Origin of the sequence: Streptomyces misionensis (assembly GCF_007896895.1) — a bacterium.
Classification (GTDB): Bacteria; Actinomycetota; Actinomycetes; order Streptomycetales; family Streptomycetaceae; genus Streptomyces; species Streptomyces misionensis_A.
Genome location: NZ_VOGW01000199.1, coordinates 76,734 through 98,826 on the forward strand (window position 1 = coordinate 76,734; position 22,093 = coordinate 98,826).

Consider the following 22,093-nt stretch of genomic DNA (forward strand, 5'->3'; position numbering starts at 1 on the left):
CGCCCTGAACCGGCCCACGCGAAAGGCTTCGGGTAGCGTCGAGACATGAACGCCGTCCCGCGGACCCGAAGCCTGACCGCACTGCTGCTGGCCGTGCTCGTCCTGGTCCTGACGACCGCGTTCGCCCCCGGCGCGAGCGCGCAGACCAGCGTCTCCACGATCGCCCGCGCCCTGCGCACCGGCCCGGTCTACGTCGACCCGGCGGCGTCCGCCCAGCTGTCCCGGGCGGACGCCGACGCGCTGGCCGACCGGATCAAGAAGGCGAACAAGCCACTGTTCATCGCCGTCCTGCCGGCCGGCTACCCCACCGCGCACCTCTTCGCCGACCTCCGCGCCGCCACCGGCATCACGGGCCTGTACGGCATCCGCCTCGGCGACCGCTTCGACGCCCGCGCCGACGCCTCGGTGATGACCCCGACGGCCCGGCAGAACCTGGTCAACAGCGTCCAGGGCGAGAACGCCAAGGCCCAGCTCGGCGACTTCACCGACCGTGCCCTCGCCAACCTGGGCGGCCACGCCCCGAGCAGCTGGCACGCCGCGGACGGGTCCGGCGGGTCCGGCGCCGGCCTGATCGCGGTCGGCGCGGTGCTGGTGGCGGGCGGCGCGGGCGCGTACGCCCTGGTCCGCCGCAATCGGCGGCGCCGCGAGGAGGAGCAGCGGGCCGCCCTGGAGCGGCTGCGGGTGGTCGTGGACGAGGACATCACCGCCTTCGGCGAGGAACTGGACCGCCTGGACTTCCAACCCGGCGAACCCGGCGCCGACGACGCCATGCGCGCGGACTACGCACACGCCCTGGACGCCTACGAGACCGCGAAACAGCGGATGGCCGAGGCCGCGAGGCCCGAGGACGTCCGCCCGGTCACCCAGGCCCTGGAGGACGGCCGGTTCTCGCTGGCCACGCTGGCCGCGCGCCGCGCCGGCCGCCCGCTGCCCGAGCGCCGCCCGCCCTGCTTCTTCGACCCCCGCCACGGCCCCTCGGTCACGGACGCCACCTGGACGCCGCCCGGCGGCGCCCCGCGCGAGGTGCCGGTCTGCGCCGCCGACGCCGCCCGGCTCGCCGACGGCCTCGACCCGGCGATCCGCCAGGTGGACACCGAGCAGGGCCGCCGCCCCTACTGGGACGCGGGCCCCGCCTACGGCCCCTGGGCGGGCGGCTACTTCGGCGGCGGCATCCTCCCGGGCCTGCTGGTCGGCACCCTGCTCGGCTCCATGATGGCCACCCCGTCCTACGCGGCCGACTACGGCGCCGGATACGGGGACTTCAGCGGGTTCGGCGGCGACTACCAGGGCGGCGACGTCTCCGGCACGGACTTCGACCCCGGCGACTTCGGCGGCGGCTTCGGCGACTGAGGCCCACGGCGCCGCGCGGAGGCGTCTGCTCCCCTCAGGTCTCGGTGCCGGGTATCTCCATGGCGCCGAGCCGCTCCAGCAGGGCCCCCGCCAGCGTCAGCACCCCGCGCTCCGTCTCGCCCAGCGTGCTCAGCGCCGCGGCGAGCCAGATGTCCCGCTCGGCCATGTCCCGCTCCAGCGTCCGCCGCCCCGCCTCGGTGAGGGTCAGCACGGACTGCCGCCGGTCGTCCGGGTCCGGCTCGCGTACGATCAGTCCCTCCGCCTCCAGGTCCGCGAACACCCGGGTGAGGGACTGCGGCCGCTGCCGCTCCCGCGCCGCGATCCGGCCCGGGGTGGCCGACCCGTGTGCTTGCAGATACCCGAGCACCGCGAGCTGGTTGGGGCTCAGGCCCCCCTCGCCACGCTCCTGCCGCAGCCGCCGGTTGATCCGGACGACGGCATGACGGAGGGCGGCGGCTTCCGCGAGATGATCCATGGCGGCATCGTACGCACGCGCTTATCAATTCCCGGTCTTGCGGGCTCTGTTCTCGGACAGTTCGCGGGCGACTGATACGCAACGCTTATGAAACCGTGGGGACGACGGCGGCCGTGCCGCTGTCCTGGACGGCCGCCGGGTCCGCGGGTCGGGCTCCAGGCGCCCGTACGGCAGTCGAGCGTGCCCGCCGTCCCCCGGCTACGGGGTGGCGGGCACGCTCGGGGTGCGGGATTCGCGCGGCCCGTCCGGCCGCCGCCGGTTCACGCGTTCTTGATCGCGGAGACGTCGAAGTTCAGCTTGATCTTGTCCGAGACCAGGACGCCGCCCGTCTCCAGCGCCGCGTTCCAGGTCAGGCCCCACTCGGAGCGCAGGAGCTCGGCCTTGCCCTCGAAACCGGCGCGCTCGTTGCCGAACGGGTCCTTGGCCACGCCGTTGAACTCCAGGTCGATGCTGATCGGCCGGGTCACGCCGAGCAGGGAGAGGTCGCCGGTGACGCGGTAGTCGTCGCCGCCGAGGGGCTCCACCTTGGTGGACCTGAAGGTCATGTCCGGGAACTCGTCGATCTTGAAGAAGTCGGCCGACTTCAGGTGCCCGTCGCGGTCGGCGTTGCCGGTGTCGATGCTGGCCATCTTGACGTCGAGCGTGGCGGTGGAGCGGGTCGGGTCCTGGCCGTCCAGGTGGAGGCTGCCGGTGAAGTCCTGGAAGCCGCCCCGCACGTTGGTGACCATGGCGTGGCGGGCCACGAACTCGATCGTGGTGTGCGCGGGGTCGATCGTGTAGTCGCCGGTCAGCGCGGCCAGGTCGGTGCCGGCGGCCTGCGCGGGGGTGGTGGTGCGGTTGTCCTTGCGGCCGAAGATGCCCATGACGTCCTCCCGGGAGCCATATGTTTAACGTTCAACGAACTCGACGAATTCGACGGTAGACCTTTTTCGTTTAGTTTTCAACATCATCCACAAAGTGTCGGAGCGGTGACCTACCGTCACTCTGCGCGCGCTTCGCCGGGAGCGCATACGGTGGGGGTGCGCGGGCCGCGCAGGGGGCCGTCCGAGGGGCGGCGTCACTCCAGGGATGGCATGCCCGACCCACTAATGTGGGCCGGGTCCGCGGTGTCACCTTTGTGGACTCCCTACAACGCAAGCCGCCTCTGAGCAGTCGGAACGGCTGCACGCTGCCGTGGTTCTGTTCACTCGCACCAGGAAAACGGGCCGGAGACTGTACGGAGTCGACGGCTCGCTTTCCTTGGTGTCCTTCGTAAGGTCGCTACATGACCGTTTTGGAAGAGACGACGGGTGAGCCGACCGGCGAGCCGACGGACGCGCGCGGACGGGTCGCCGAACTGCACGACATCCGTGCGCGGGCCGTGGCCGGTCCCAGCGAGAAGGCGACCGCGGCGCAGCACGCCAAGGGCAAGCTGACGGCACGGGAGCGGATCGAACTGCTCCTCGACCCGGGTTCCTTCCAGGAGGTCGAGCAGCTGCGGCGGCACCGGGCGACCGGTTTCGGCCTGGAGGCGAAGAAGCCGTACACCGACGGTGTCGTCACCGGCTGGGGCACGGTCGAGGGCCGTACGGTCTTCGTCTACGCGCACGACTTCCGGATCTTCGGCGGCGCGCTGGGCGAGGCCCACGCCACCAAGATCCACAAGATCATGGACATGGCCATCGCGGCCGGCGCGCCGCTGGTCTCGCTGAACGACGGCGCCGGCGCCCGCATCCAGGAGGGCGTGACCGCACTCGCGGGCTACGGCGGCATCTTCCGCCGCAACACGGCCGCGTCCGGGGTGATCCCGCAGATCAGCGTGATGCTCGGCCCGTGCGCGGGCGGCGCGGCGTACAGCCCCGCCCTGACGGACTTCGTCTTCATGGTCCGCGAGACGTCCCAGATGTTCATCACCGGTCCGGACGTGGTCAAGGCCGTGACCGGCGAGGAGATCACCCAGAACGGCCTGGGCGGCGCGGACGTCCACGCGGAGACGAGCGGCGTCTGCCACTTCGCCTACGACGACGAGGAGACCTGCATCGCGGAGGTGCGCTACCTCCTGTCGCTGCTGCCGCAGAACAACCGCGAGAACCCGCCGCGGGTGGAGTGCACCGACCCGGCCGACCGCCGCTCGGACGTCCTGCTCGACATGGTCCCGGCCGACGGCAACCGGCCGTACGACATGGCCAAGGTCATCGAGGAGATCGTCGACGACGGCGAGTACCTGGAGGTCCACGAGCGCTGGGCCCGCAACATCATCTGCGCGCTGGCCCGCCTCGACGGCCAGGTGGTCGGCATCATCGCCAACCAGCCGCAGGTCCTCGCGGGCGTACTCGACATCGAGGCGAGTGAAAAAGCTGCGCGCTTCGTCCAGATGTGTGACGCTTTCAATATCCCGATCGTGACCTTCCTGGACGTGCCCGGGTTCCTCCCCGGGGTCGACCAGGAGCACGGCGGAATCATCCGGCACGGCGCGAAGCTGCTCTACGCCTACTGCAACGCGACCGTGCCGAGGATTTCGCTCATCCTGCGCAAGGCGTACGGAGGTGCCTACATCGTCATGGACTCGCAGTCGATCGGCGCCGACCTCACCTACGCCTGGCCCACGAACGAGATCGCGGTGATGGGCGCGGAGGGCGCGGCCAACGTCATCTTCCGACGCCAGATCGGCGAGGCGGAGGACCCCGAGGCCATGCGCGCGCGGATGGTCAAGGAGTACAAGTCCGAGCTGATGCACCCGTACTACGCCGCCGAGCGCGGCCTGGTCGACGACGTCATCGACCCGGCCGAGACCCGCGAGGTGCTGGTGAAGTCGCTGGCGATGCTCCAGACCAAGCACGCCGACCTCCCGTCCCGCAAGCACGGCAACCCCCCGCAGTAACCGAGCGGACATCCCTCTCACGGAGACTGACACCCATGAGCACTGCCGACATCCGCGTCGAGAAGGGCCACGCCGAGCCCGAGGAGGTCGCCGCCATCACGGCGGTCCTCCTGGCCCGCGCCGCCGCCTGGAGCGCGAGCCCGGCTTCCGCGCCCCGCACAGCTGGCACTGAGCCGAGACACCACACAGAAGCAGGGCCCCTCTTCGGAGGGGCCCTGCTTCTGTGTGGTCACCCTGGGGCGCCGCCGCGCGGGCCGGGAAAGCACGAACTGCCCGCGGACGGGTCCGACCGTCACGGGCAGTGGGGAGGCCGTGCGTTCGCCTAGCGCAGCCGTGCCATCAGCGCGTGCTCCACCAGCGTGATGAGCGTCGACTTGGCGTCGGCGCGGTGGCGGGCGTCGGTGGTGATGATCGGGGTGTCGGGGCCGATCTGGAGCGCCTCGCGCACCTCGTCCGGGGAGTACGGCTGGTTGCCGTCGAAGCCGTTGAGGGCGATGACGAAGGGCAGGCCGCTGTTCTCGAAGTAGTCGACGGCGGGGAAGCAGTCGGCGAGCCTGCGGGTGTCGACGAGGACCACCGCGCCGATGGCGCCGCGGACGAGGTCGTCCCACATGAACCAGAAGCGGTCCTGTCCGGGGGTACCGAAGAGGTACAGGATGAGGTCCTGGTCCAGGGTGATGCGGCCGAAGTCCATGGCCACCGTGGTGGTGGTCTTGTCCCCGGTGTGGGTGAGGTCGTCGATGCCGGCCGACGCGGACGTCATGACGGCCTCTGTGCGCAGCGGGTTGATCTCCGAGACGGCGCCGACGAACGTGGTCTTGCCCACGCCGAAGCCGCCCGCCACCACGATCTTCGCGGAGGTGGTGGAGCGACTCTGAGAAACCGGCCCTCCGCTAGAGCTTGCGAAGTCCACTGAGCACCCTTTCGAGCAGTGTCACGTCTGGCTGGCCACCGGCGTTCTCGTCGCCGCCGGGCTGATGGATGGCGACCAGGCCCGCCTCCGCCAAGTCGGCGACGAGGATCCTGGCCACGCCGAGGGGGATCGTGAGCAGGGCCGAGACCTCGGCCACCGACTTGATCTCCCGGCAGAGGTTGCAGATCCGCTGATGCTCGGGCAGTTGGCCCTGCATCTGGTGCGGAGCAGCGGTGGTGTGCACCAGCGCCTCGATGGCGAGCTGGTAGCGCGGGCGGGTCCGGCCGCCGGTCATGGCGTACGGACGCACCAAGGGGTTGTTCGATGCGGTCGCGGGCGCCGGCTCGGGGCGGCGCTGCGGCTGGACCGGCTGGATGCGCGGCGCCGGCGGCTGGTCGTACGGCGAGGGTCCGGGGCCCTGCGGGACGTACGGCTGCCGGTGCTGGGGGGTGGAGGGGAAGTTGTACGGGTTCGCCGAGCCGTCGCCGTGGCCCTGTGCGGGGCCGTACGACCAATTGCCCGAGGGCGAGCCTCCTGGGGGTGTTGCCACTTTCTCCTCCTCCGAACTGCGTCGGGCACCCATCCGTGTGGAGCCGCGTCCCGAAACCTTACGGCCCCGGGACGCGAATACGCACCGTCCGATTACTAGTTGAGAAGGCTGCCCTGGAGCTCCGCGCGGAGATCCGGGGTGAGGACCGTGCCCGCGCGGTCCACCAGAAGGGCCATCTCGTACCCGATGAGGCCGATGTCCGCTTCCGGGTGGGCCAGGACCGCGAGGGACGATCCGTCCGAGATGGACATGATGAAGAGGAATCCCCGCTCCATCTCCACAACCGTCTGGTTCACGCTGCCGCCCTCGAAGATGCGCGAGGCACCGGCGGTCAGCGACGTCAGACCGGAGGCGACGGCCGCCAGCTGGTCGGCGCGGTCACGGGGGAAGCCTTCGGACATCGCCAGAAGGAGTCCGTCGGCGGAGACCACCACCGTGTGGGACACCCCCGGGGTGTTGTCCACGAAGTTGGTGATCAACCAGTTCAGGTTCTGTGCCGCCTGGCTCATCGGGCTCACACTAACGCTCCTGGTTGTAGGTGCTGTCAGGACCGAAGCCCTGGCCGTTCGTATCGGTTCCTGCGTTGCGTCCGCGCTGGACGCCCCGGCGCAGGTTGCTCAGCCTGCCCCGGACGTCCTCCGGGGCGCGGGAGACCTGGGGGCCTCCCTGGGGGGTGGTTTCGGCGCTGCCCTCGACCAGGTTGGCCTTGGGCACCCGCCGGGGCAGCCCGGAGGCGGTGACCCCGCCGGCCTTGGGCTTGCGCAGCTGGGAGGCCTGCTGCCAGCGCTCGTCATTGGCCGAACGCCAGTCGCCCTCGCCGCTGTTCCCCGGCGCGGTCTCCGCCGCGGGAGCCGGCGCTTCCTGCTGCACATGTCCCGCGCCGTTCGTGCCGTCGGCACCGTTCGCCACGGAGCCCCGGCGGGGCAGCCCCGCGTCGGTCAGCTCGTGTGCGGCGGGAGAGGCCGTTCCCGGACTGTCGAAGCCTACGCGGTTCTGCTCGTCCGCGTCAGCGGCCTGCGTGGACTCCGCCTCCGGAGCGTAGTGGGCCGGGTAGCCGTTCCGGTAGCCGTCCTGCTGCTGCCACTCGCCCTGGTAGGCCGCGTTCTGCACCGGTTCCGCATACCCGTTCCCCGGGTAACCGTCGTTCGCCGAGTAGCCCTCGCCACCCGGCAGTTGACCGTTCTGGGCGTAGAACTGCTCGTCGTACGGCCGCTCGTACGAAGCCGAGTGCGTCTCGGCGTACGGCTCCTGGTACGCGGCCTCCTGGTACGCGGCCTCCTGGTACGGGGTCTCCTGGTACGCGGCCTCCTGGTACGGGGCATCCCCGTACGGCTGCTGGGGCTGCTGGGGCTGCTCGTGGTAGCCGGTGCTCTGACCGTCGAACAGCGGGTCCGCGTACGTCTCCGCGGTGTCGTGCTGCGGCTCGGCCGGCTGCTGCTGGCCCTGGGCCTGGGCCTCCAGCGCGGCGCGGCGGTTCTCGCGCAGCAGGGAGCGGCCGACCGGGTCCAGCTCGCGCGGGTCGTCGGGGGCCTCCCCGTACCGGCTGTCGTCGAAGCCGAGTTCGGCGGCGGTGCGCAGCGGCTGCTGCGGCTGCGGGGTCTCGGACCGGAACTGCTGCTCCGGGATGATCTGCGAGACCGTGAACTCCTCGCGCTCCAGCGGGGCTTCGCCGCCACCGCCGTGCGTGATCGCGTCCGGCAGCATGACCAGCGACGTGGTGCCGGCCTGCTCGCCGGAGGGACGCAGCTGGACCCGGATGCCGTGCCGGTCGGACAGCCGGCCGACCACGAACAGGCCCATGCGCTGGGAGATCGCGGCGTCCACGGTCGGCGGGTTGGCCAGCTTGTGGTTGATGTCCGCGAAGTCCTCGGCGGTCAGGCCGATGCCCTTGTCGTGGATCTCGATCATGATCCGGCCGTCGGGCAGCCGGGTCGCGGTGACGCGCACCTTGGTCTGCGGCGAGGAGAACGTGGTGGCGTTCTCCAGCAGCTCGGCCAGCAGGTGCACGAGGTCGGTGACCGCGCGGCCGTGGATCTCGGCCTCCGGAACCCCGGACAGCTCGATGCGCTCGTACTGCTCCACCTCGGAGGAGGCGGCGCGCAGCACGTCGACCAGCGGCACCGGCTGGTCCCAGCGGCGGCCGGGCTCCTCGCCCGCGAGGACGAGGAGGTTCTCGCCGTTGCGGCGCATACGGGTGGCCAGGTGGTCCAGCCGGAAGAGGTTCTCCAGCTGGTCCGGGTCGGCCTCGTTGTTCTCCAGGTCGGTGATCAGGGTCAGCTGGCCCTCGATCAGCGACTGGTTGCGGCGCGAGAGGTTGGTGAAGATCGCGTTGATGTTGCCCCGCAGCAGGGCCTGCTCGGAGGCGAGCCGGATGGCCTCGCGGTGGACCTGGTCGAAGGCGCGGGCGACCTCGCCGATCTCGTCCTTGGTGTGGATCGGGATCGGGGCGACCCGGGTGTCCACCCGGCCGGGGTCGGTGCGCGAGAGCTGGTCGACCAGCATCGGCAGGCGCTGCTCGGCGATGCCGAAGGCGGCGTTGCGCAGCTGGCGCATGGCGCGGCTCATCTGCCGGGCGACGGCACCGGCCAGGAAGAAGGCCAGCAGCAGGGCGAGCACGACGACGGTACCGGTGATCAGCGCCGAGGTCTTGGCGTCGTCGGCGATGCCGGACGCCTCGGTCACCGCCTTGTCGGCCATGTCCGACTCGATGGTGCGGTACGCCCGGTACTTCAGCGTGTTGACCGCCCACCAGTTGTCGGCGGTGACCCCGTTCGCGGCGAGCGCGTCCCGGGCGGCCGGGCTGGTGTCCTTCAGCGTGGCCAGCGCCGAGACCATGCTGGTCGGGTTGGACGGCGGCGGCACGTAGTTCGGGTCGCTCTGCCGGGCCTGCGCGGCCTGTGCCGCCGCGTCCGCCGTGACCTTCTTCTCCGCATCGGCCAGCACCTGCGAGTCGGCCGCGGTGCCACCGCCCTTGTACTCCTCGATCGCGATGCGCTCGAGGTAGGCGTACGAGGACAGGGAGACCCGCTGGGTGGCCAGGTTCGGCGCGTCCGGACCCGGCTTGACCAGCAGGTGCATGCCGATGGAGCGTTCCAGCGACAGCGCCGCCTTGGTCAGCGAGATGGCGTAGACGGTACGACCGTAGGAGGTGATGTTGCCGGTGCCCAGCCCCAGCTCGTTGGCGAACTCCATCAGGGGGTGGGCGACGTCGACGTAGCGCTCCTCCGTCTGCACACCGGTGAGCTTGGAGGTGTACGCGGTCTTGCGCAGCTCCTGGATCTCGGGCTCGGCCTTGCGGAACAGCTTGAGCCGGCGCTCCAGGCCCGCCGTGTGCGGCATGCTCTTCGTCGCCGCGTCGAAGCCGGCGGCGGCCTCGTCGGTCGCCTTGCGCGCGTTCGCGATCGCGGCCTTGCTCTTGGCGTCCTTCTTGTTCAGCAGCAGCGGCTCGGCCGTGATGTCGCGCTCGTTCTCGACGGCGTCGGCGTAGGTGAGGGCGGCGCGCACCAGACGGGCGGTGTTCTCGGCGTCGCGGGCCTGCTGCCAGGTGTCGATCGAGTTGTTGACCTGGAAGCCGCCCATGACGAGGCCGACGGCCGCGGGTATGAGGAGGATCGCGTTCAGACGGGTGGGCACCCGCCAGTTGCGCGGGGAGAAGCGGCCGCCGCCCGACACGGGCGCGGCCGTCGGCTCCGCGGGCGCCGGGGTGGGCGCCGCGGCGCGCGGCGGCGGGGTGAAGTTGCCCCGTGCCGACGGCTCGGGACCGTTCTTGCTTCGCCTCACTCGACCAACAACCTCTCGGCGGTCGGCACCTACGTCGTGCCGCAGTCTCTCAGAGCCCGGTTCGTCATCGATCGCTGGTTACGTCTTTGACCATGGGGCAGTTCAGGCATTCCAGCACGTGGACCAGTGCACTTCCAAACAGTGGAAACCACGTGACAGCTCCGTTGTAAGCGAGAGATAAAACGGTCATAAAGAGCGAGCCCCGCCAAAAGGCGGGGCAACCGTGCGCGCAGCGGCATCGTTCGACCGCGTCGCGTGGTGGACTCGGGCGATTCCTCTGCCGAACTGTTATGAACACCGGAGCCGACCGTGTCAAAGGCCACAGTCGGCTCCTTCACCCCTACGACAACTGCCGTACGGGGCGTTGTACTTGAGTGTTACCTCAGCCGCGCCATCAGCGCGTGCTCCACCAGCGTGATCAACGCGCTCTTGGCGTCGGCGCGGTGGCGGGCGTCGGTGGTGATGATCGGGGTGTCGGGGCCGATCTGGAGCGCCTCGCGCACCTCGTCCGGCGTGTACGGCTGATGACCGTCGAAGCCGTTGAGCGCGATGACGAAGGGCAGGCCGCTGTTCTCGAAGTAGTCGACGGCGGGGAAGCAGTCGGCGAGCCTGCGGGTGTCGACGAGGACCACCGCGCCGATGGCGCCGCGGACGAGGTCGTCCCACATGAACCAGAAGCGGTCCTGTCCGGGGGTACCGAAGAGGTACAGGATGAGGTCCTGGTCCAGGGTGATGCGGCCGAAGTCCATGGCCACCGTGGTGGTGGTCTTGTCCCCGGTGTGGGTGAGGTCGTCGATGCCGGCCGACGCGGACGTCATGACGGCCTCTGTGCGCAGCGGGTTGATCTCCGAGACGGCGCCGACGAACGTGGTCTTGCCCACGCCGAAGCCGCCCGCCACCACGATCTTCGCCGAGGTGGTGGCCCGGCCCGCGTCAGAGCTTGCGAAGTCCACTGAGCACCCTTTCGAGCAGCGTCACGTCCGGTGCGCCGCCGTTGTTCTCGTCGCCGCCCGGCTGGTGCACGGCGACCAGGCCGGCCTCGGCGAGGTCGGCCACCAGGATCCGAGCCACACCGAGCGGCATGTTCAGCAGCGCGGAGACCTCCGCCACCGACTTGACCTCACGGCACAGGTGGCAGATGCGCTGGTGCTCGGGGAGCAGGCCCATGAGCGCCGCCGGGTCGGCCGTCGTGCTGATCAGCGCCTCGATGGCGAGCTGGTAGCGCGGCCGGGTACGGCCGCCGGTCATGGCGTACGGCCGCACCAGCGGCTGGTCGCCCTCGTCACCGTACGGTTCCGCGTACGGATCGTGATGGGCGGTGGGCGGGGTCATGGATCCTCCGGGCGGGACAGCAAGTCGGTCAGTCAAGCCGTCTGACGGGGCCGGTGGGGGGTTTGTGGCGGCCGGACGGTGTTTTCGTGAGGTGGGTGGTGCCGGGGCCGGTCAGTGGAGCAGACTGCCCTGTAGTTCGGCGCGCAGGTCGGGGGTGAGTACCGCCCCCGCGCGGTCGACGAGCAGTGCCATCTCGTAGCCGACGAGGCCGATGTCGCACTCCGGGTGGGCCAGTACCGCGAGGGACGAGCCGTCCGAGACGGACATCAGGAAGAGGAACCCCCGCTCCATCTCCACGACCGTCTGGGAGACGGTGCCGCCCTCGAAGATCCGGGACGCCCCGGCCGTCAGCGAGGTCAGCCCGGAGGCGACGGCCGCCAGCTGGTCCGCGCGGTCCCGCGGGAAACCCTCGGACATCGCCAGCAGCAGGCCGTCGGCGGAGACCACCACCGTGTGGGACACCCCGGGGGTGTTGTCCACGAAGTTGGTGATCAACCAGTTCAGGTTCTGTGCCGCCTGGCTCATCGGACTCAACTAACGCTCCTGCTGGTGAGTGGGGCTCGGGTGGCTGCCGGTCTGGCCGCTGCCGGCCTGACGGCCCTGGGCGATGCCCCGACGGAGATTGGTCAGCCGGCCGCGTACGTCGTCGGGCGCACGCGACACCTGCGGACCAGCCTGGTGCTGTTGCTGCTGAGCCGTGCCCGGGACCAGGTTGGCCTTGGGCACCCGGCGCGGCAGGCCGGAGGTGGTGACACCGCCCGAGGCGGGCTGGCGCACCCGCTCGGCCTGGCGCACGAGTTCGTCGTTCGGCGAGGTGCGCCAGGAGCCGGTGGTGTCGGCGGGGCGCTGCGGGTTCTGCGGCTGCTGCGCGGTGGTCGCGTCCTGCTGCTGGCCGCCGCCGTGGAACCAGTTGGTCTCCAGCGTGTCGAACAGCGGGGTACGGCCGTCCCCGGGACCGCTGGCCGGCGGCAGTGCCTCCGGCTGCTGACGGGCCGGGGCCTGCTGCGGGGCCGGCGGGCGCGGGGCGCCGAAGTCGTCGCGGGCCGGCGGCTGCGCGCGGTCGAACTGGCCGGTGTGCGCGGGGTCCGGCCGGCCGGGCAGCGCGTGCTGTCCGGTGCCGCCGTTGTCGAAGCCGCCGTCGTACTGCTGCGGGGCCGCGAACCGGCCGGTGTCCTGGGCGGGTTCCTCCGGCCGCGCGGGCGTGCCGAAGATGTCGGAGCGCACGAACGAGCCGTCGTCCTGCCGGCCGCCCGGACCGTCGTACCGGCCCGGCGCCTGCGCGGCGTCCGGGCGCGTGAACTGCCCGTTCTGGCGCGGAAGTTCGGCCTGCGGGAACTGGCCGGTGTCCCGGGGGAGCCCGGCCTGCGGGAACTGGCCGGTGTGCTGCCCGGCGTCGGGAACCTGGTACTGACCGGTCTCCTCGGGCCGCTGGTACTGGCCCGTGTGCTGTCCGGCGTCGGGCCGCTGGTACTGCCCGGCGTCGGGAACCTGGTACTGGCCGGTCTCCCCGGGCCGCTGGTACTGGCCCGTGTCGTGCCCGCTGTCGGGCCGCTGGTACTGGCCGGTCTCGTGACCGATGTCGGGCCGCTGGTACTGCCCGGTGTCGTGCGCCGCCTCCGGATGGCCGTACTGGCCGGCGTCGGGACGCGGGAACTGCCCGGTGTGCTGCGGGAGTTCGAACTGGCCGGTGCCCTGGGAGCCGGGGGTGCCGGGCAGCTCGGGGCGCGCGAACCCGCCCGTGGCGCCGGGACCCTGGGCGTCGATCCGGGGCATCTCCGCGGTCGAGCCCGGCCCCTGCCGGTCGTCGATCCGCGGCATGGTCGCGGTGCCCGAGGGGTCCTGCTCGTCGTGGCCGCGCGGGGTGTCCAGCGAGGCCCGGCCGTCGTTCCAGTCCTGGGAGCGCCGGGCGTCACCGCCGGGCAGCTCGGCGCGCGGGCCGCCGCGGGCCGGCAGCTGGGGCTGGCGCCCCTGCTCGCCGGAGTCGGCGGAGCCGCGCCGCGGGCCGCGGGCGGAGAAGAGATCCTGCTGCGCCCCGGCCGGGTCGGCGGCCTGGAGGCCCTGCGCGGCACCCGGCGCCTGCGCGCCGAAGCCACCGGGGGCACCGGGCGCGCCGCGCTGCGGACCGCGCGGACCACCGGGGCCGTTCGGACGGCCGCCGCCCTGGCCGGTTCCGGGCAGCGCGGCCCGGGGACCCTGGCCGGCGCCGACCTGGCCGTGCGCGCCGGGGCCGGAACCGAGCAGCCCACCGCCCTGGCCGCCGCCGCCCGCGCCACCGCGCCGGGCCGCCGCGGCACCCGCGGCCGCCTGCGCGGCGGCCGGACCGCCGCCTGCGCCGGGCCCGCCGGGCTTGCCGGGAGCCGGCTTCTTGCCGCCCTGGGCGACGTCCACCGGCAGCATGACCAGCGCGGTCGTGCCACCGGAGTCGGACGGGCGCAGCTGGATGCGGATGCCGTGCCGCTGGGACAGCCGGCCGACCACGAACAGGCCCATGCGGCGGGAGACGGAGACGTCCACGGTCGGCGGCGAGGCCAGCCGCTCGTTGATCGCGGCCAGGTCCTCGGGGGACAGGCCGATACCGGTGTCGTGGATCTCGATCAGCACCCGGCCGTCGGGCAGCGCGTGACCGGTGACCTTGACCTTGGTCTGCGGGGAGGAGAACGAGGTGGCGTTCTCCAGCAGCTCGGCGAGCAGGTGCACGAGGTCGTTGACGACCCGGCCGGCGACCTCGGTCGTCGGCACGGAGGCCAGCTCGATGCGCTCGTACTGCTCCACCTCGGAGGCGGCGGCGCGGAGCACGTCGACCAGCGGGACCGGGCGGGTCCAGCGGCGGCCGGGCTCCTCGCCGGCGAGGACGAGGAGGTTCTCGCCGTTACGGCGCATACGGGTGGCGAGGTGGTCCAGCTTGAACAGCGAGGACAGCTGGTCCGGGTCGGCCTCGCGGGACTCCAGTTCGGAGATGAGCGACAGCTGACGCTGGATCAGACCCTGGGAGCGGCGCGAGAGGTTGGTGAACATCGCGTTGACGTTGCCCCGCAGCAGGGCCTGCTCGGCGGCGAGGCGGACCGCCTCGCGGTGCACGTCGTCGAAGGCCGCGGCCACCTGGCCGATCTCGTCGCGGGAGTGCACACCGACCGACTCCACGGACGTGTCCACGTCCTGCGGGTCGGACTCGGACAGGTGCTTGACCAGCTCGGGCAGGCGTTCCTGGGCGACCTTGGTGGCGGTCTCCTGGAGCCGGCGCAGCGAACGGATCATGGAGCGGGCCACGACGAACGCGCCGACCAGCGAGACACCGAGCACCAGCAGGATCAGCGCACCGGAGATGATGGCGTCGCGCTGGGTGGCGCTCTTGAGCTCGCGCGCCTTCTGCTCCATGTCCTCGAGCAGCGTGTGCTCGATCTTCTTCATCTGCTCGATCTTGGTCGAGCTGTCGTCCACCCAGTCGCGGTACGAGCGCGGGGGCAGGTCGGCGAGGCCGCCGCGCTGCTCGAAGGCGCGCTTGGCGTAGGTGTCCGCGGACTCGATCGTCGGGTTGCCCTCGTCGATCGGCTTGAGCAGTTCCTCGGCGTTCTGACTCGCGTAGATCTTGCGGAAGATGGCGAGTTCGGAGTTCTCGCTCTCGTACGCCGACTCGCCGTAGAGGCGGTCGTTCTCCGAGAGGTTGGCCTTGCTGTCGGTGGTCGAGGGCAGTGCGGCGGCGATGGTGGCGCGCTGCACGGACGCGTACTCCTTGGCGGTGGAGAACGCCGCCAGGGCGCGGGTGCGCGAGATCATCTCCGGGTTGCTGGACGCCTCGGCCATGTCCTGGGACAGGTCGATCAGCTGGGTGATGAGCCGGTGGTAGGACTCGATCGTCTGCGAGGAGTTGGCCTTGGACTCGTAGGCGGACCGGCGGATCTTGGCCAGGTCGTCCAGCTGGTTGGCGAGACCCACCAGCGCGTCGCGCACGCCCTGCAACTGGCCGTTCTTGCTGGCCTCGTCGATCTGCTCGGAGGCGTCGAGGAAGTTGGCGCGGGCCCGGTCGGTCTTCTGCTGGTAGCCCTTGACCGTGTAGTCGCCGGCGCTGAGCCCGTGCGACAGGGGACCGGCGGACTGGTCGCGCTCCTCCTGGAGCGCGGCGGCCAGCTCGGTGGCCTGCTTGGTCATGTCCGTCAGCAGCTTCATGTTGTCGAGCTGCTGGATGTCGTTCAGGTTCTCGTTGATGCGCAGGGCGCCCAGCGAGGTCGCCGCGACCACGGGGAGGGCGAGCAGCGAGACCAGGCGGGTGGAGATGCGCCAGTTACGCAGGGCCATGCGCGAGCCGGTGCCGGCGGGGGCCGATGCGGACTTCGCGGTCGGCGCGGGGCCCGCGGACTTCGGGGCGCCCTGGGCGGCGGGGGGGGCCGAGGCGCCGGGGCGGGTGCGCTCACCGCCGTCCTTGGACGGAGCCGGGCCCGGGTTCTGGGCGTGCTGGGGAGAGGCGCTGCCCTTGATGGGGCCAGTCCCGTCGTGCGCCTCCGGCTCCGCCGAAGCGCTGCCATCCCTCTTGAAACGTCCCTGCACTAGCGTCGCAACCTCTGGACCAGGCGCCCCTCCGCGTGAACGGAGGAACACGGTGTCGGCGTCGTGGCGGGCGCCCTGAAAACGCCCCCCGGTGGTCTTGAGTGACCGGCGCTGGTTCCCCCTTGTCTCGCCGCCACTCGGCGCTGCGTTGCGCCCCCTGCGCGCCGGCTCGATCCCGCGGCGGTCCGTGGAATTCCAGCACAGTGCCGGATCTCCAACAAGGGCCGAGCGGCGAGCTGTGACAACTGTGACAAGGGGTGAGTGTCCGGTCACCAGTCGTGGAAGTCGATCTCTCCCATAACGGGCGTATCCCTGCGAGTCGCCGCCTGGTGGCACGTGTCTGAGTCGCCATGATCGGCAGCGGAATGGTGGCTTCCAGACCTCAATGTCCGTTTCGTTAGGGCGGGTTGTCGGCCGGAATTGACCGGTTTGCCCATGAGTTGGTGAGCAAAATCACACCAAGATCGAGGCCGGTTGGCGAGTTCGTCGGGGAATCGGATGTTTAGCCTGACGCTTTACATGAGGGACGTATCTGTCACGCCGCTCTGGCACCCGCCGACACAGGACGAGGACCCGTACAACCGTGAAGACGACGATGATGTTCCACAAGATAGCCAACCCGCGACGCACGACCCTGGCGCACCTCAAGGACGCCGGCGAGCTGCAGACGCCGGCGCTGCCGGAGCAGTCCGTCGAACTCCCGGCCCAGACGGCCAACCCCCGTCGCACCATCCTGGTCGACGTCCCCGAGCCCGCGGCGGCCCCGGCCGGCGAGTGACCGGCACGCGCCCCGCGAAGGCGCCCGGCGCGGCCCGGAAGATCATCACCCACTGATGATGATCTTCCGGGCCGCGCTCGTCTTTTCGGCGGACCGGATCGGCCGGCCGGACGGCCGCACATGTTTTCCAGCGCATTCCCACCGCCGCGTTTATCGGCGGCGCCGGCACGGGCCGCCGCGCCCTTCCGGGTCCCTGCCAGCAGACCGCGCGGGACGTCATCGCCGCAGGTCACAGGCCCGAGTGCCGTCCCGAGTCACGGCCCGGCCGCTCCCGGAAACACCGGAAACGGGAATTCCCGTTAAGCGCTTTACGGCGCCGGAAAAACACCTCGCCATGCGCTCCCGGCCGAACGCCGGGCCGCCCGACCGGTTAACCTTGGGCGTCAGTACGCCGGTTCTCAGTGAGGGGCGCAAGCACCCGTGCGCATCGCCAGGTTCTCCATCGACGGGAACGTAGCCTTCGGCGCGGTCGAGGGCGACAAGCAGGACGAACTCGTCCTCGACATCATCAAGGGCATCCCCTTCGCCGACCACGAGCTGTCCGGGACGAAGGTGCCGCTGAGCAAGGTCAGGCTGCTCCCGCCGGTCCTCCCCAACAAGGTCGTGGCGTTCGGCCGCAACTACGCGGAACACGCGCGGGAGCTGGGCAACGAGGTGCCCGAGGCCCCGTTCGCCTTCTTCAAGCCGTCCACTTCGGTCGTCGGCCCCGGTGACGAGATCCGGTACCCCTCGTTCTCGCAGGAGCTGCACCACGAGGCCGAGCTGGCCGTCGTCATCGGCCGCATGTGCCGCGAGGTGCCCCGCGAGCGCGTCAAGGACGTGATCTTCGGCTACACCTGCGCCAACGACGTCACCGCCCGTGACGTCCAGCGCCGCGAGAAGCAGTGGGCCCGGGCCAAGGGCTTCGACAGCTCCTGCCCGCTCGGCCCCTGGGTGGAGACCGACCTGGACCTCGCCCGTGCCAACGACCTGACCGTGCAGCTCACCGTCAACGGCGAGCAGCGCCAGCTGGGCCGCACCAGCGAGATGATCCACCCCATCGAGGACCTGATCGTCAACATCACCGAGGCCATGACGCTGCTGCCCGGCGACGTCATCCTCACCGGCACCCCGGCAGGGGTCGGCCCCCTCAACGTCGGCGACGAGGTCGCCGTCACCATCGAAGGCATCGGCACTCTCACCAACAAGGTTGTCAAGCGTGGCTAGCGCACCCTCCCCCAAGCCCTCGGCTTCGCTCGAGCAGGGGGTATCCCCGTCTCCCATCCGCGTCCGATTCTGCCCCTCGCCCACCGGCAACCCCCACGTGGGCCTGGTCCGCACCGCCCTGTTCAACTGGGCGTTCGCCCGGCACCACCAGGGCACCCTGGTGTTCCGCATCGAGGACACCGACGCGGCCCGCGACTCCGAGGAGTCCTACAACCAGCTGCTCGACGCGATGCGCTGGCTCGGCTTCGACTGGGACGAGGGCCCCGAGGTCGGCGGCCCGCACGCGCCGTACCGCCAGTCGCAGCGCATGGACATCTACGCCGACGTCGCGCAGAAGCTGCTCGACGGCGGCTACGCCTACCACTGCTACTGCTCCCAGGAGGAGCTGGACTCCCGCCGCGAGGCCGCCCGCGCCGCCGGCAAGCCCTCCGGCTACGACGGCCACTGCCGCGACCTGTCCGCCGAGCAGGTCGAGCGGTACCAGGCCGAGGGCCGCACCCCGATCGTCCGCTTCCGGATGCCCGACGAGACGATCACCTTCGACGACCTGGTGCGCGGCGAGCTGACCTTCACCGCGGAGAACGTGCCGGACTACGGCATCGTCCGCGCCAACGGCGCCCCGCTGTACACGCTGGTCAACCCCGTGGACGACGCGCTGATGGAGATCACGCACGTGCTGCGCGGCGAGGACCTGCTCTCCTCCACCCCGCGCCAGATCGCGCTGTACAAGGCGCTGATGGAGCTGGGCATCGCCAAGCGGGTCCCCGCCTTCGGCCACCTGCCGTACGTGATGGGCGAGGGCAACAAGAAGCTCTCCAAGCGCGACCCGCAGTCCTCGCTGAACCTCTACCGCGAGCGCGGCTTCCTGCCCGAGGGCCTGCTCAACTACCTGTCCCTGCTGGGCTGGTCGCTCTCGGCCGACAAGGACATCTTCACCATCGAGGAGATGGTCGAGGCCTTCGAGATCTCCGATGTGAACCCCAACCCGGCGCGCTTCGACCTGAAGAAGTGCGAGGCGATCAACGCCGACCACATCCGCATGCTGGAGGTGAAGGAGTTCACCGAGCGCTGCCGCACCTGGCTGAAGGCGCCCTTCGCCCCCTGGGCGCCGGAGGCCTTCGACGAGGCGAAGTGGCAGGCCATCGCCCCGCACGCGCAGACCCGGCTGAAGGTGCTCTCGGAGATCACCGAGAACGTCGACTTCCTGTTCCTGCCGGAGCCGGTCTTCGACGAGGCGTCCTGGACCAAGGCGATGAAGGAGGGCTCCGACGCCCTGCTGCGCACGGCCCGGGAGAAGCTGGAGACCGCGGACTGGACGTCGGCCGAGTCCCTCAAGGAGGCCGTCCTGGCCGCCGGCGAGGCCCACGGCCTCAAGCTCGGCAAGGCCCAGGCCCCGGTCCGCGTCGCGGTCACCGGCCGCACCGTCGGCCTGCCGCTCTTCGAGTCCCTGGAGGTCCTGGGCAAGGAGAAGACGCTGGCCCGCATCGACGCGGCCCTGACCAGGCTGGCCGCGTAACCGCCGCCCGCCCACCGCGCGACAGGGGCGGCACCCGGAACCCCGGGTGCCGCCCCTCGGCGTCCGCGGACACCCGCCGTGTGACGTCGCTCACCGGCCGGTGCCGTGCGCCCGATCCCCGGACGCGCCCCGCCGCCCGGCGTTACGGTCGAAGGCGTGAGCATCGAAGCCGTGGTCTGGGACGTGGACGACACCCTCTTCGACTACACCGCCGCCGACCGGCACGGGATGCGGGCGCACCTGGCCGTCGAGGGCCTGCTCGGGCGCTACGGCACCGTGGAGGACGCGCTGGCCCACTGGCGGCGGATCACCGACGTGCACTGGGCGCGGCACGCGGCGGGGGAGTGCGGCTGGCAGGAGCAGCGGCGCGACCGGGTACGGGCGTTCCTCGGCACGGAGCTGGAAGACGCCGAGGCGGACGCCTGGTTCCAGCGGTACGTGGGGCACTACGAGGCCGCCTGGGCCCTGTTCCCGGACGTCCTGCCCGCGCTGGAGGCGCTCGCGGCCACGCACCGGCACGCCGTGCTGTCCAACTCCAGCATCACCGTCCAGGAGCGCAAACTGCGCGTCCTCGGTCTGCTGGACCGCTTCGAGGCCGTGCTGTGCGCCGCCGAGCTGGGCGTCTCCAAGCCGCGCCCGGAGGCCTTCCTCGCCGCCTGCGAGGCGCTGGGCCTGCCCCCGCACCGGGTGGCGTACGTCGGCGACCACCCGGAGATCGACGGGCGGGGCGCCGCCGAGGCCGGTCTTGTGTCCGTGTGGATCGACCGGGGGACGGCGTCCGCGCGGGCCGCCGCGGAGGCGGGCGTGCACCGGATCGCCGGCCTCGCCGAACTCCCGGCGCTGCTGCGCTCGGATACTCGTTTTGGAGCCCCGTCCACCTTCGGGTAATGTTCTTCCTGCGCCGAGGGGAACGGGCCGGAAGGCCGGAACCCCGAGGAGCAAGCTAGAACGAGAACCCCGCAGGGGCTTGAGTTCCAGTGGCCTATGGTGTAATTGGCAGCACGACTGATTCTGGTTCAGTTAGTCTTGGTTCGAGTCCAGGTAGGCCAGCTCGCAGAGCTTATCTGCAAAGCCCCCGTTGTGTAGCGGCCTAGCACGCTGCCCTCTCAAGGCAGTAGCGCCGGTTCGAATCCGGTCGGGGGTACTGATCCTGATCTTGTCGGGATCGCTAGGGCCCCCGTTGTGTAGCGGCCTAGCACGCCGCCCTCTCAAGGCGGTAGCGCCGGTTCGAATCCGGTCGGGGGTACTGACTGGTCTAAACCATCATTGGTCTATGGTGTAATTGGCAGCACGACTGATTCTGGTTCAGTTAGTCTTGGTTCGAGTCCAGGTAGACCAGCTCGGACCTGCGGAAACGCAGCGTCCACGCCCCCGTTGTGTAGCGGCCTAGCACGCCGCCCTCTCAAGGCGGTAGCGCCGGTTCGAATCCGGTCGGGGGTACACCCAGGGAAAGGCCCTCCACTTCGGTGGGGGGCCTTCGCCGTACCCGGCGCAGGGCCGGCCGGCTGCCGGGCTCACTCGAAGCCGTACCGTCGCGCCGTCTCCTCCTCCTGGGCCAGCCGGTGCAGCGCCTGGAGCGCCGGCTCGTTGAGGATCGCCCCCAGCACCGCGAACTCGATCCCCTCGGCCTCGGACGGATGCGTCTCCATGTTGTCCAGGTCGAGCACCGCGGTCCGGTGCATCAACTCGGCGTACGGCGCGAGCTGTTCGGCGCCCCAGCGGTAGCCGAGCCGGCGGAACGCGGCGACCGCCACCACCAGCGAGCGGTAGGCGGGGGAGATGGTCGTCAGCCGCTTGGCGTTCTCCCAGCCCAGCCGGTCCAGCAGCGCGGTGACCTCCTCGTGCGCGGCCCGGACGTGCTCGTCGTCCGCGTCCGGCTCCGGCACCTGGGGCAGCGCCCACAGCGCCGCGCCCAGGCGGATCGTGCGGCCCAGGGAGTCGTCGTCCACGTGTCCGAGGACCTCGCGCACCTTCGCCACCGGCACCTGGCCGACCTGGATCATCGCCCGCACCAGCCGCAGCCGGCGCAGATGCTCCTCGTCGTACTCGGCCGTCGTCGCGTTGTGCCGGCGGCCCGGCGGCAACAGCCCTTCGCGCAGGTAGTACTTGATCGTCGCGGTGGACACCCCGCTGCGTCTGCTCAGTTCGGCGAGCCGCATCCCTTGCATCCCCTCTTGGACAGGGGCACTATCCAAACATGCGCACTTTGGATAGTGCCGCTCACCAACGAAGGGGGAAGCGATGGTGTCCCGTACGACCGCCGACGCGGAGGGCGAGGTCGTCGTCCTGCTGATCGGCATGCGCATCAACCGTTTCCGGGCGGTCCACCTGTGGGTGCCGGTGATGCTCGCGATGCTGCGGATGCTGCGGGAACTGGCCCGGGACCCCTCCCGGGGGCTGCGCGCGAAGGTGCTGCTGACGGCGTCGCCGCGCACGTACTACGTCGTGCAGTACTGGGAGTCCAAGGAGAAGCTGTACGCCTACGCCACGGCGCCCGACGCCTTCCACCACGAGGTGTGGGCACGGGTCAACCGCGCGGAGCGGGCGGGCAGGCTGCGCGGGCAGGTCGGCATCTGGCACGAGGCGTACGTGGTGCCGGAGGGGTCCTACGAGGCGATCTACGCGGACATGCCGGCGTTCGGGCTGGCGGAGGCGTACGGGCAGGTGCCGCTGGAGCGGCGGGGGCGGTACGCCGCGGACCGGTTCGCCCACCGGGCGGGGAAGGCGCGGCCCCCGCTCCAGGTAGTCGCGCCGGGCCGCCCACACCGCGAAGACGAACGGCAGGCCGGTC

18 protein-coding genes, 5 tRNA genes and 1 pseudogene are annotated in these 22,093 nt (G+C 71.0%); 13 read left to right on the forward strand and 11 right to left on the reverse strand.

Features of this window, described 5'->3' with window-relative positions; translation table 11 throughout:
• Positions 1-45: 45 nt before the first annotated feature.
• Entirely contained in the window at positions 46-1,350 is a 1,305-nt protein-coding gene (locus tag FRZ03_RS36910; RefSeq protein WP_146469433.1) for a hypothetical protein, read from the forward strand.
• A gap of 34 nt (positions 1,351-1,384) precedes the next feature.
• Here FRZ03_RS36910 and FRZ03_RS36915 read toward each other — a convergent pair whose 3' ends face one another.
• Both FRZ03_RS36915 and FRZ03_RS36920 read right to left on the reverse strand, forming a co-directional pair.
• Positions 1,385-1,825, reverse strand: a complete 441-nt coding sequence (locus FRZ03_RS36915) for a MarR family winged helix-turn-helix transcriptional regulator (protein ID WP_146469434.1) — start codon at positions 1,823-1,825, stop codon at positions 1,385-1,387.
• Between the two features lie 260 nt (positions 1,826-2,085).
• Positions 2,086-2,688 carry a YceI family protein gene (locus FRZ03_RS36920; RefSeq protein WP_146469435.1) on the reverse strand — a complete coding sequence of 201 codons (603 nt, stop codon included), beginning with the start codon at positions 2,686-2,688 and terminating at the stop codon, positions 2,086-2,088.
• 401 nt (positions 2,689-3,089) lie between these two features.
• Between FRZ03_RS36920 and FRZ03_RS36925 the strand changes: the two genes are divergently transcribed.
• Together FRZ03_RS36925 and FRZ03_RS36930 are read left to right on the forward strand one after the other, a co-directional pair.
• Positions 3,090-4,685 (forward strand): acyl-CoA carboxylase subunit beta, encoded by a 1,596-nt coding sequence (locus tag FRZ03_RS36925; RefSeq protein WP_146469436.1) that lies wholly within the window; start codon positions 3,090-3,092, stop codon positions 4,683-4,685.
• Between the two features lie 35 nt (positions 4,686-4,720).
• A pseudogene (locus FRZ03_RS36930) lies at positions 4,721-4,857 on the forward strand (acyl-CoA carboxylase subunit epsilon).
• Between the two features lie 150 nt (positions 4,858-5,007).
• Here the strand turns inward: FRZ03_RS36930 and FRZ03_RS36935 are convergent.
• From FRZ03_RS36935 to FRZ03_RS36970, 8 genes are all read right to left on the reverse strand, one after another.
• Complete coding sequence (locus FRZ03_RS36935) at positions 5,008-5,598, reverse strand: GTP-binding protein (RefSeq protein WP_070022337.1); 591 nt, start codon at positions 5,596-5,598, stop codon at positions 5,008-5,010.
• Positions 5,579-6,148, reverse strand: coding sequence for a DUF742 domain-containing protein (locus tag FRZ03_RS36940; protein ID WP_146469437.1), 570 nt, complete (start codon positions 6,146-6,148; stop codon positions 5,579-5,581). Before FRZ03_RS36940 ends, FRZ03_RS36935 begins: the two co-directional genes overlap by 20 nt.
• A 95-nt stretch (positions 6,149-6,243) precedes the next feature.
• Entirely contained in the window at positions 6,244-6,657 is a 414-nt protein-coding gene (locus tag FRZ03_RS36945; protein WP_004983065.1) for a roadblock/LC7 domain-containing protein, read from the reverse strand.
• A 10-nt stretch (positions 6,658-6,667) separates the two neighbouring features.
• Positions 6,668-9,928 carry a sensor histidine kinase gene (locus FRZ03_RS36950; RefSeq protein ID WP_186785818.1) on the reverse strand — a complete coding sequence of 1,087 codons (3,261 nt, stop codon included), beginning with the start codon at positions 9,926-9,928 and terminating at the stop codon, positions 6,668-6,670.
• Between the two features lie 377 nt (positions 9,929-10,305).
• Positions 10,306-10,881, reverse strand: a complete 576-nt coding sequence (locus FRZ03_RS36955; protein WP_085566720.1) for a GTP-binding protein — start codon at positions 10,879-10,881, stop codon at positions 10,306-10,308.
• Positions 10,862-11,260, reverse strand: a complete 399-nt coding sequence (locus FRZ03_RS36960; RefSeq protein WP_070022334.1) for a DUF742 domain-containing protein — start codon at positions 11,258-11,260, stop codon at positions 10,862-10,864. Before FRZ03_RS36960 ends, FRZ03_RS36955 begins: the two co-directional genes overlap by 20 nt.
• Positions 11,261-11,371: 111 nt before the next feature.
• A complete protein-coding gene (locus tag FRZ03_RS36965) occupies positions 11,372-11,785 on the reverse strand; it encodes a roadblock/LC7 domain-containing protein (RefSeq protein ID WP_070022333.1) in 414 nt (137 codons plus the stop codon).
• A 9-nt stretch (positions 11,786-11,794) separates the two neighbouring features.
• Complete coding sequence (locus FRZ03_RS36970; RefSeq protein ID WP_186785819.1) at positions 11,795-15,802, reverse strand: sensor histidine kinase; 4,008 nt, start codon at positions 15,800-15,802, stop codon at positions 11,795-11,797.
• 583 nt (positions 15,803-16,385) lie between these two features.
• Between FRZ03_RS36970 and FRZ03_RS36980 the strand changes: the two genes are divergently transcribed.
• The 9 genes from FRZ03_RS36980 (at position 16,386) to FRZ03_RS37020 (ending at position 20,742) form a co-directional block, all read left to right on the forward strand.
• Positions 16,386-16,580 carry a hypothetical protein gene (locus FRZ03_RS36980; RefSeq protein WP_180329259.1) on the forward strand — a complete coding sequence of 65 codons (195 nt, stop codon included), beginning with the start codon at positions 16,386-16,388 and terminating at the stop codon, positions 16,578-16,580.
• A 420-nt stretch (positions 16,581-17,000) separates the two neighbouring features.
• On the forward strand, positions 17,001-17,786 hold the full coding sequence (locus tag FRZ03_RS36985) for a fumarylacetoacetate hydrolase family protein (protein ID WP_146469441.1): 786 nt from the start codon (positions 17,001-17,003) through the stop codon (positions 17,784-17,786).
• Complete coding sequence (gltX, locus tag FRZ03_RS36990; protein ID WP_261399495.1) at positions 17,779-19,302, forward strand: glutamate--tRNA ligase; 1,524 nt, start codon at positions 17,779-17,781, stop codon at positions 19,300-19,302. The genes FRZ03_RS36985 and gltX overlap by 8 nt, the downstream gene beginning before the upstream one ends.
• 156 nt (positions 19,303-19,458) lie before the next feature.
• A complete protein-coding gene (locus tag FRZ03_RS36995; protein WP_186785820.1) occupies positions 19,459-20,190 on the forward strand; it encodes an HAD family hydrolase in 732 nt (243 codons plus the stop codon).
• Positions 20,191-20,280: 90 nt separating this feature from the next.
• Positions 20,281-20,352: transfer RNA gene (locus tag FRZ03_RS37000), tRNA-Gln, on the forward strand.
• A gap of 21 nt (positions 20,353-20,373) precedes the next feature.
• A tRNA-Glu gene (locus FRZ03_RS37005) sits at positions 20,374-20,446 on the forward strand.
• A 29-nt stretch (positions 20,447-20,475) separates the two neighbouring features.
• Positions 20,476-20,548: transfer RNA gene (locus tag FRZ03_RS37010), tRNA-Glu, on the forward strand.
• A 21-nt stretch (positions 20,549-20,569) separates the two neighbouring features.
• Positions 20,570-20,641: transfer RNA gene (locus FRZ03_RS37015), tRNA-Gln, on the forward strand.
• A 28-nt stretch (positions 20,642-20,669) separates the two neighbouring features.
• Positions 20,670-20,742, forward strand: a tRNA-Glu gene (locus FRZ03_RS37020).
• Positions 20,743-20,816: 74 nt separating this feature from the next.
• Here the strand turns inward: FRZ03_RS37020 and FRZ03_RS37025 are convergent.
• On the reverse strand, positions 20,817-21,461 hold the full coding sequence (locus FRZ03_RS37025) for a MerR family transcriptional regulator (RefSeq protein ID WP_146469442.1): 645 nt from the start codon (positions 21,459-21,461) through the stop codon (positions 20,817-20,819).
• Positions 21,462-21,543: 82 nt separating this feature from the next.
• Between FRZ03_RS37025 and FRZ03_RS37030 the strand changes: the two genes are divergently transcribed.
• A partial coding sequence (locus FRZ03_RS37030; protein ID WP_146469627.1) for a DUF4188 domain-containing protein occupies positions 21,544-22,093 on the forward strand: 550 nt, incomplete at its 3' end.

Excerpts from the sequence above, each read along its gene's own strand:
- FRZ03_RS36945 (WP_004983065.1), bottom strand. The coding sequence starts at position 6,657 with ATGAGCCAGGCGGCACAGAACCTGAACTGGTTGATCACCAACTTCGTG.
- FRZ03_RS36965 (WP_070022333.1), bottom strand. The coding sequence starts at position 11,785 with ATGAGCCAGGCGGCACAGAACCTGAACTGGTTGATCACCAACTTCGTG.
- FRZ03_RS36920 (WP_146469435.1), bottom strand. The coding sequence starts at position 2,688 with ATGGGCATCTTCGGCCGCAAGGACAACCGCACCACCACCCCCGCGCAG.
- FRZ03_RS36915 (WP_146469434.1), bottom strand. The coding sequence starts at position 1,825 with ATGGATCATCTCGCGGAAGCCGCCGCCCTCCGTCATGCCGTCGTCCGG.
- FRZ03_RS37025 (WP_146469442.1), bottom strand. The coding sequence starts at position 21,461 with ATGCGGCTCGCCGAACTGAGCAGACGCAGCGGGGTGTCCACCGCGACG.
- FRZ03_RS36925 (WP_146469436.1), top strand. The coding sequence starts at position 3,090 with ATGACCGTTTTGGAAGAGACGACGGGTGAGCCGACCGGCGAGCCGACG.
- FRZ03_RS36910 (WP_146469433.1), top strand. The coding sequence starts at position 46 with ATGAACGCCGTCCCGCGGACCCGAAGCCTGACCGCACTGCTGCTGGCC.
- FRZ03_RS36960 (WP_070022334.1), bottom strand. The coding sequence starts at position 11,260 with ATGACCCCGCCCACCGCCCATCACGATCCGTACGCGGAACCGTACGGT.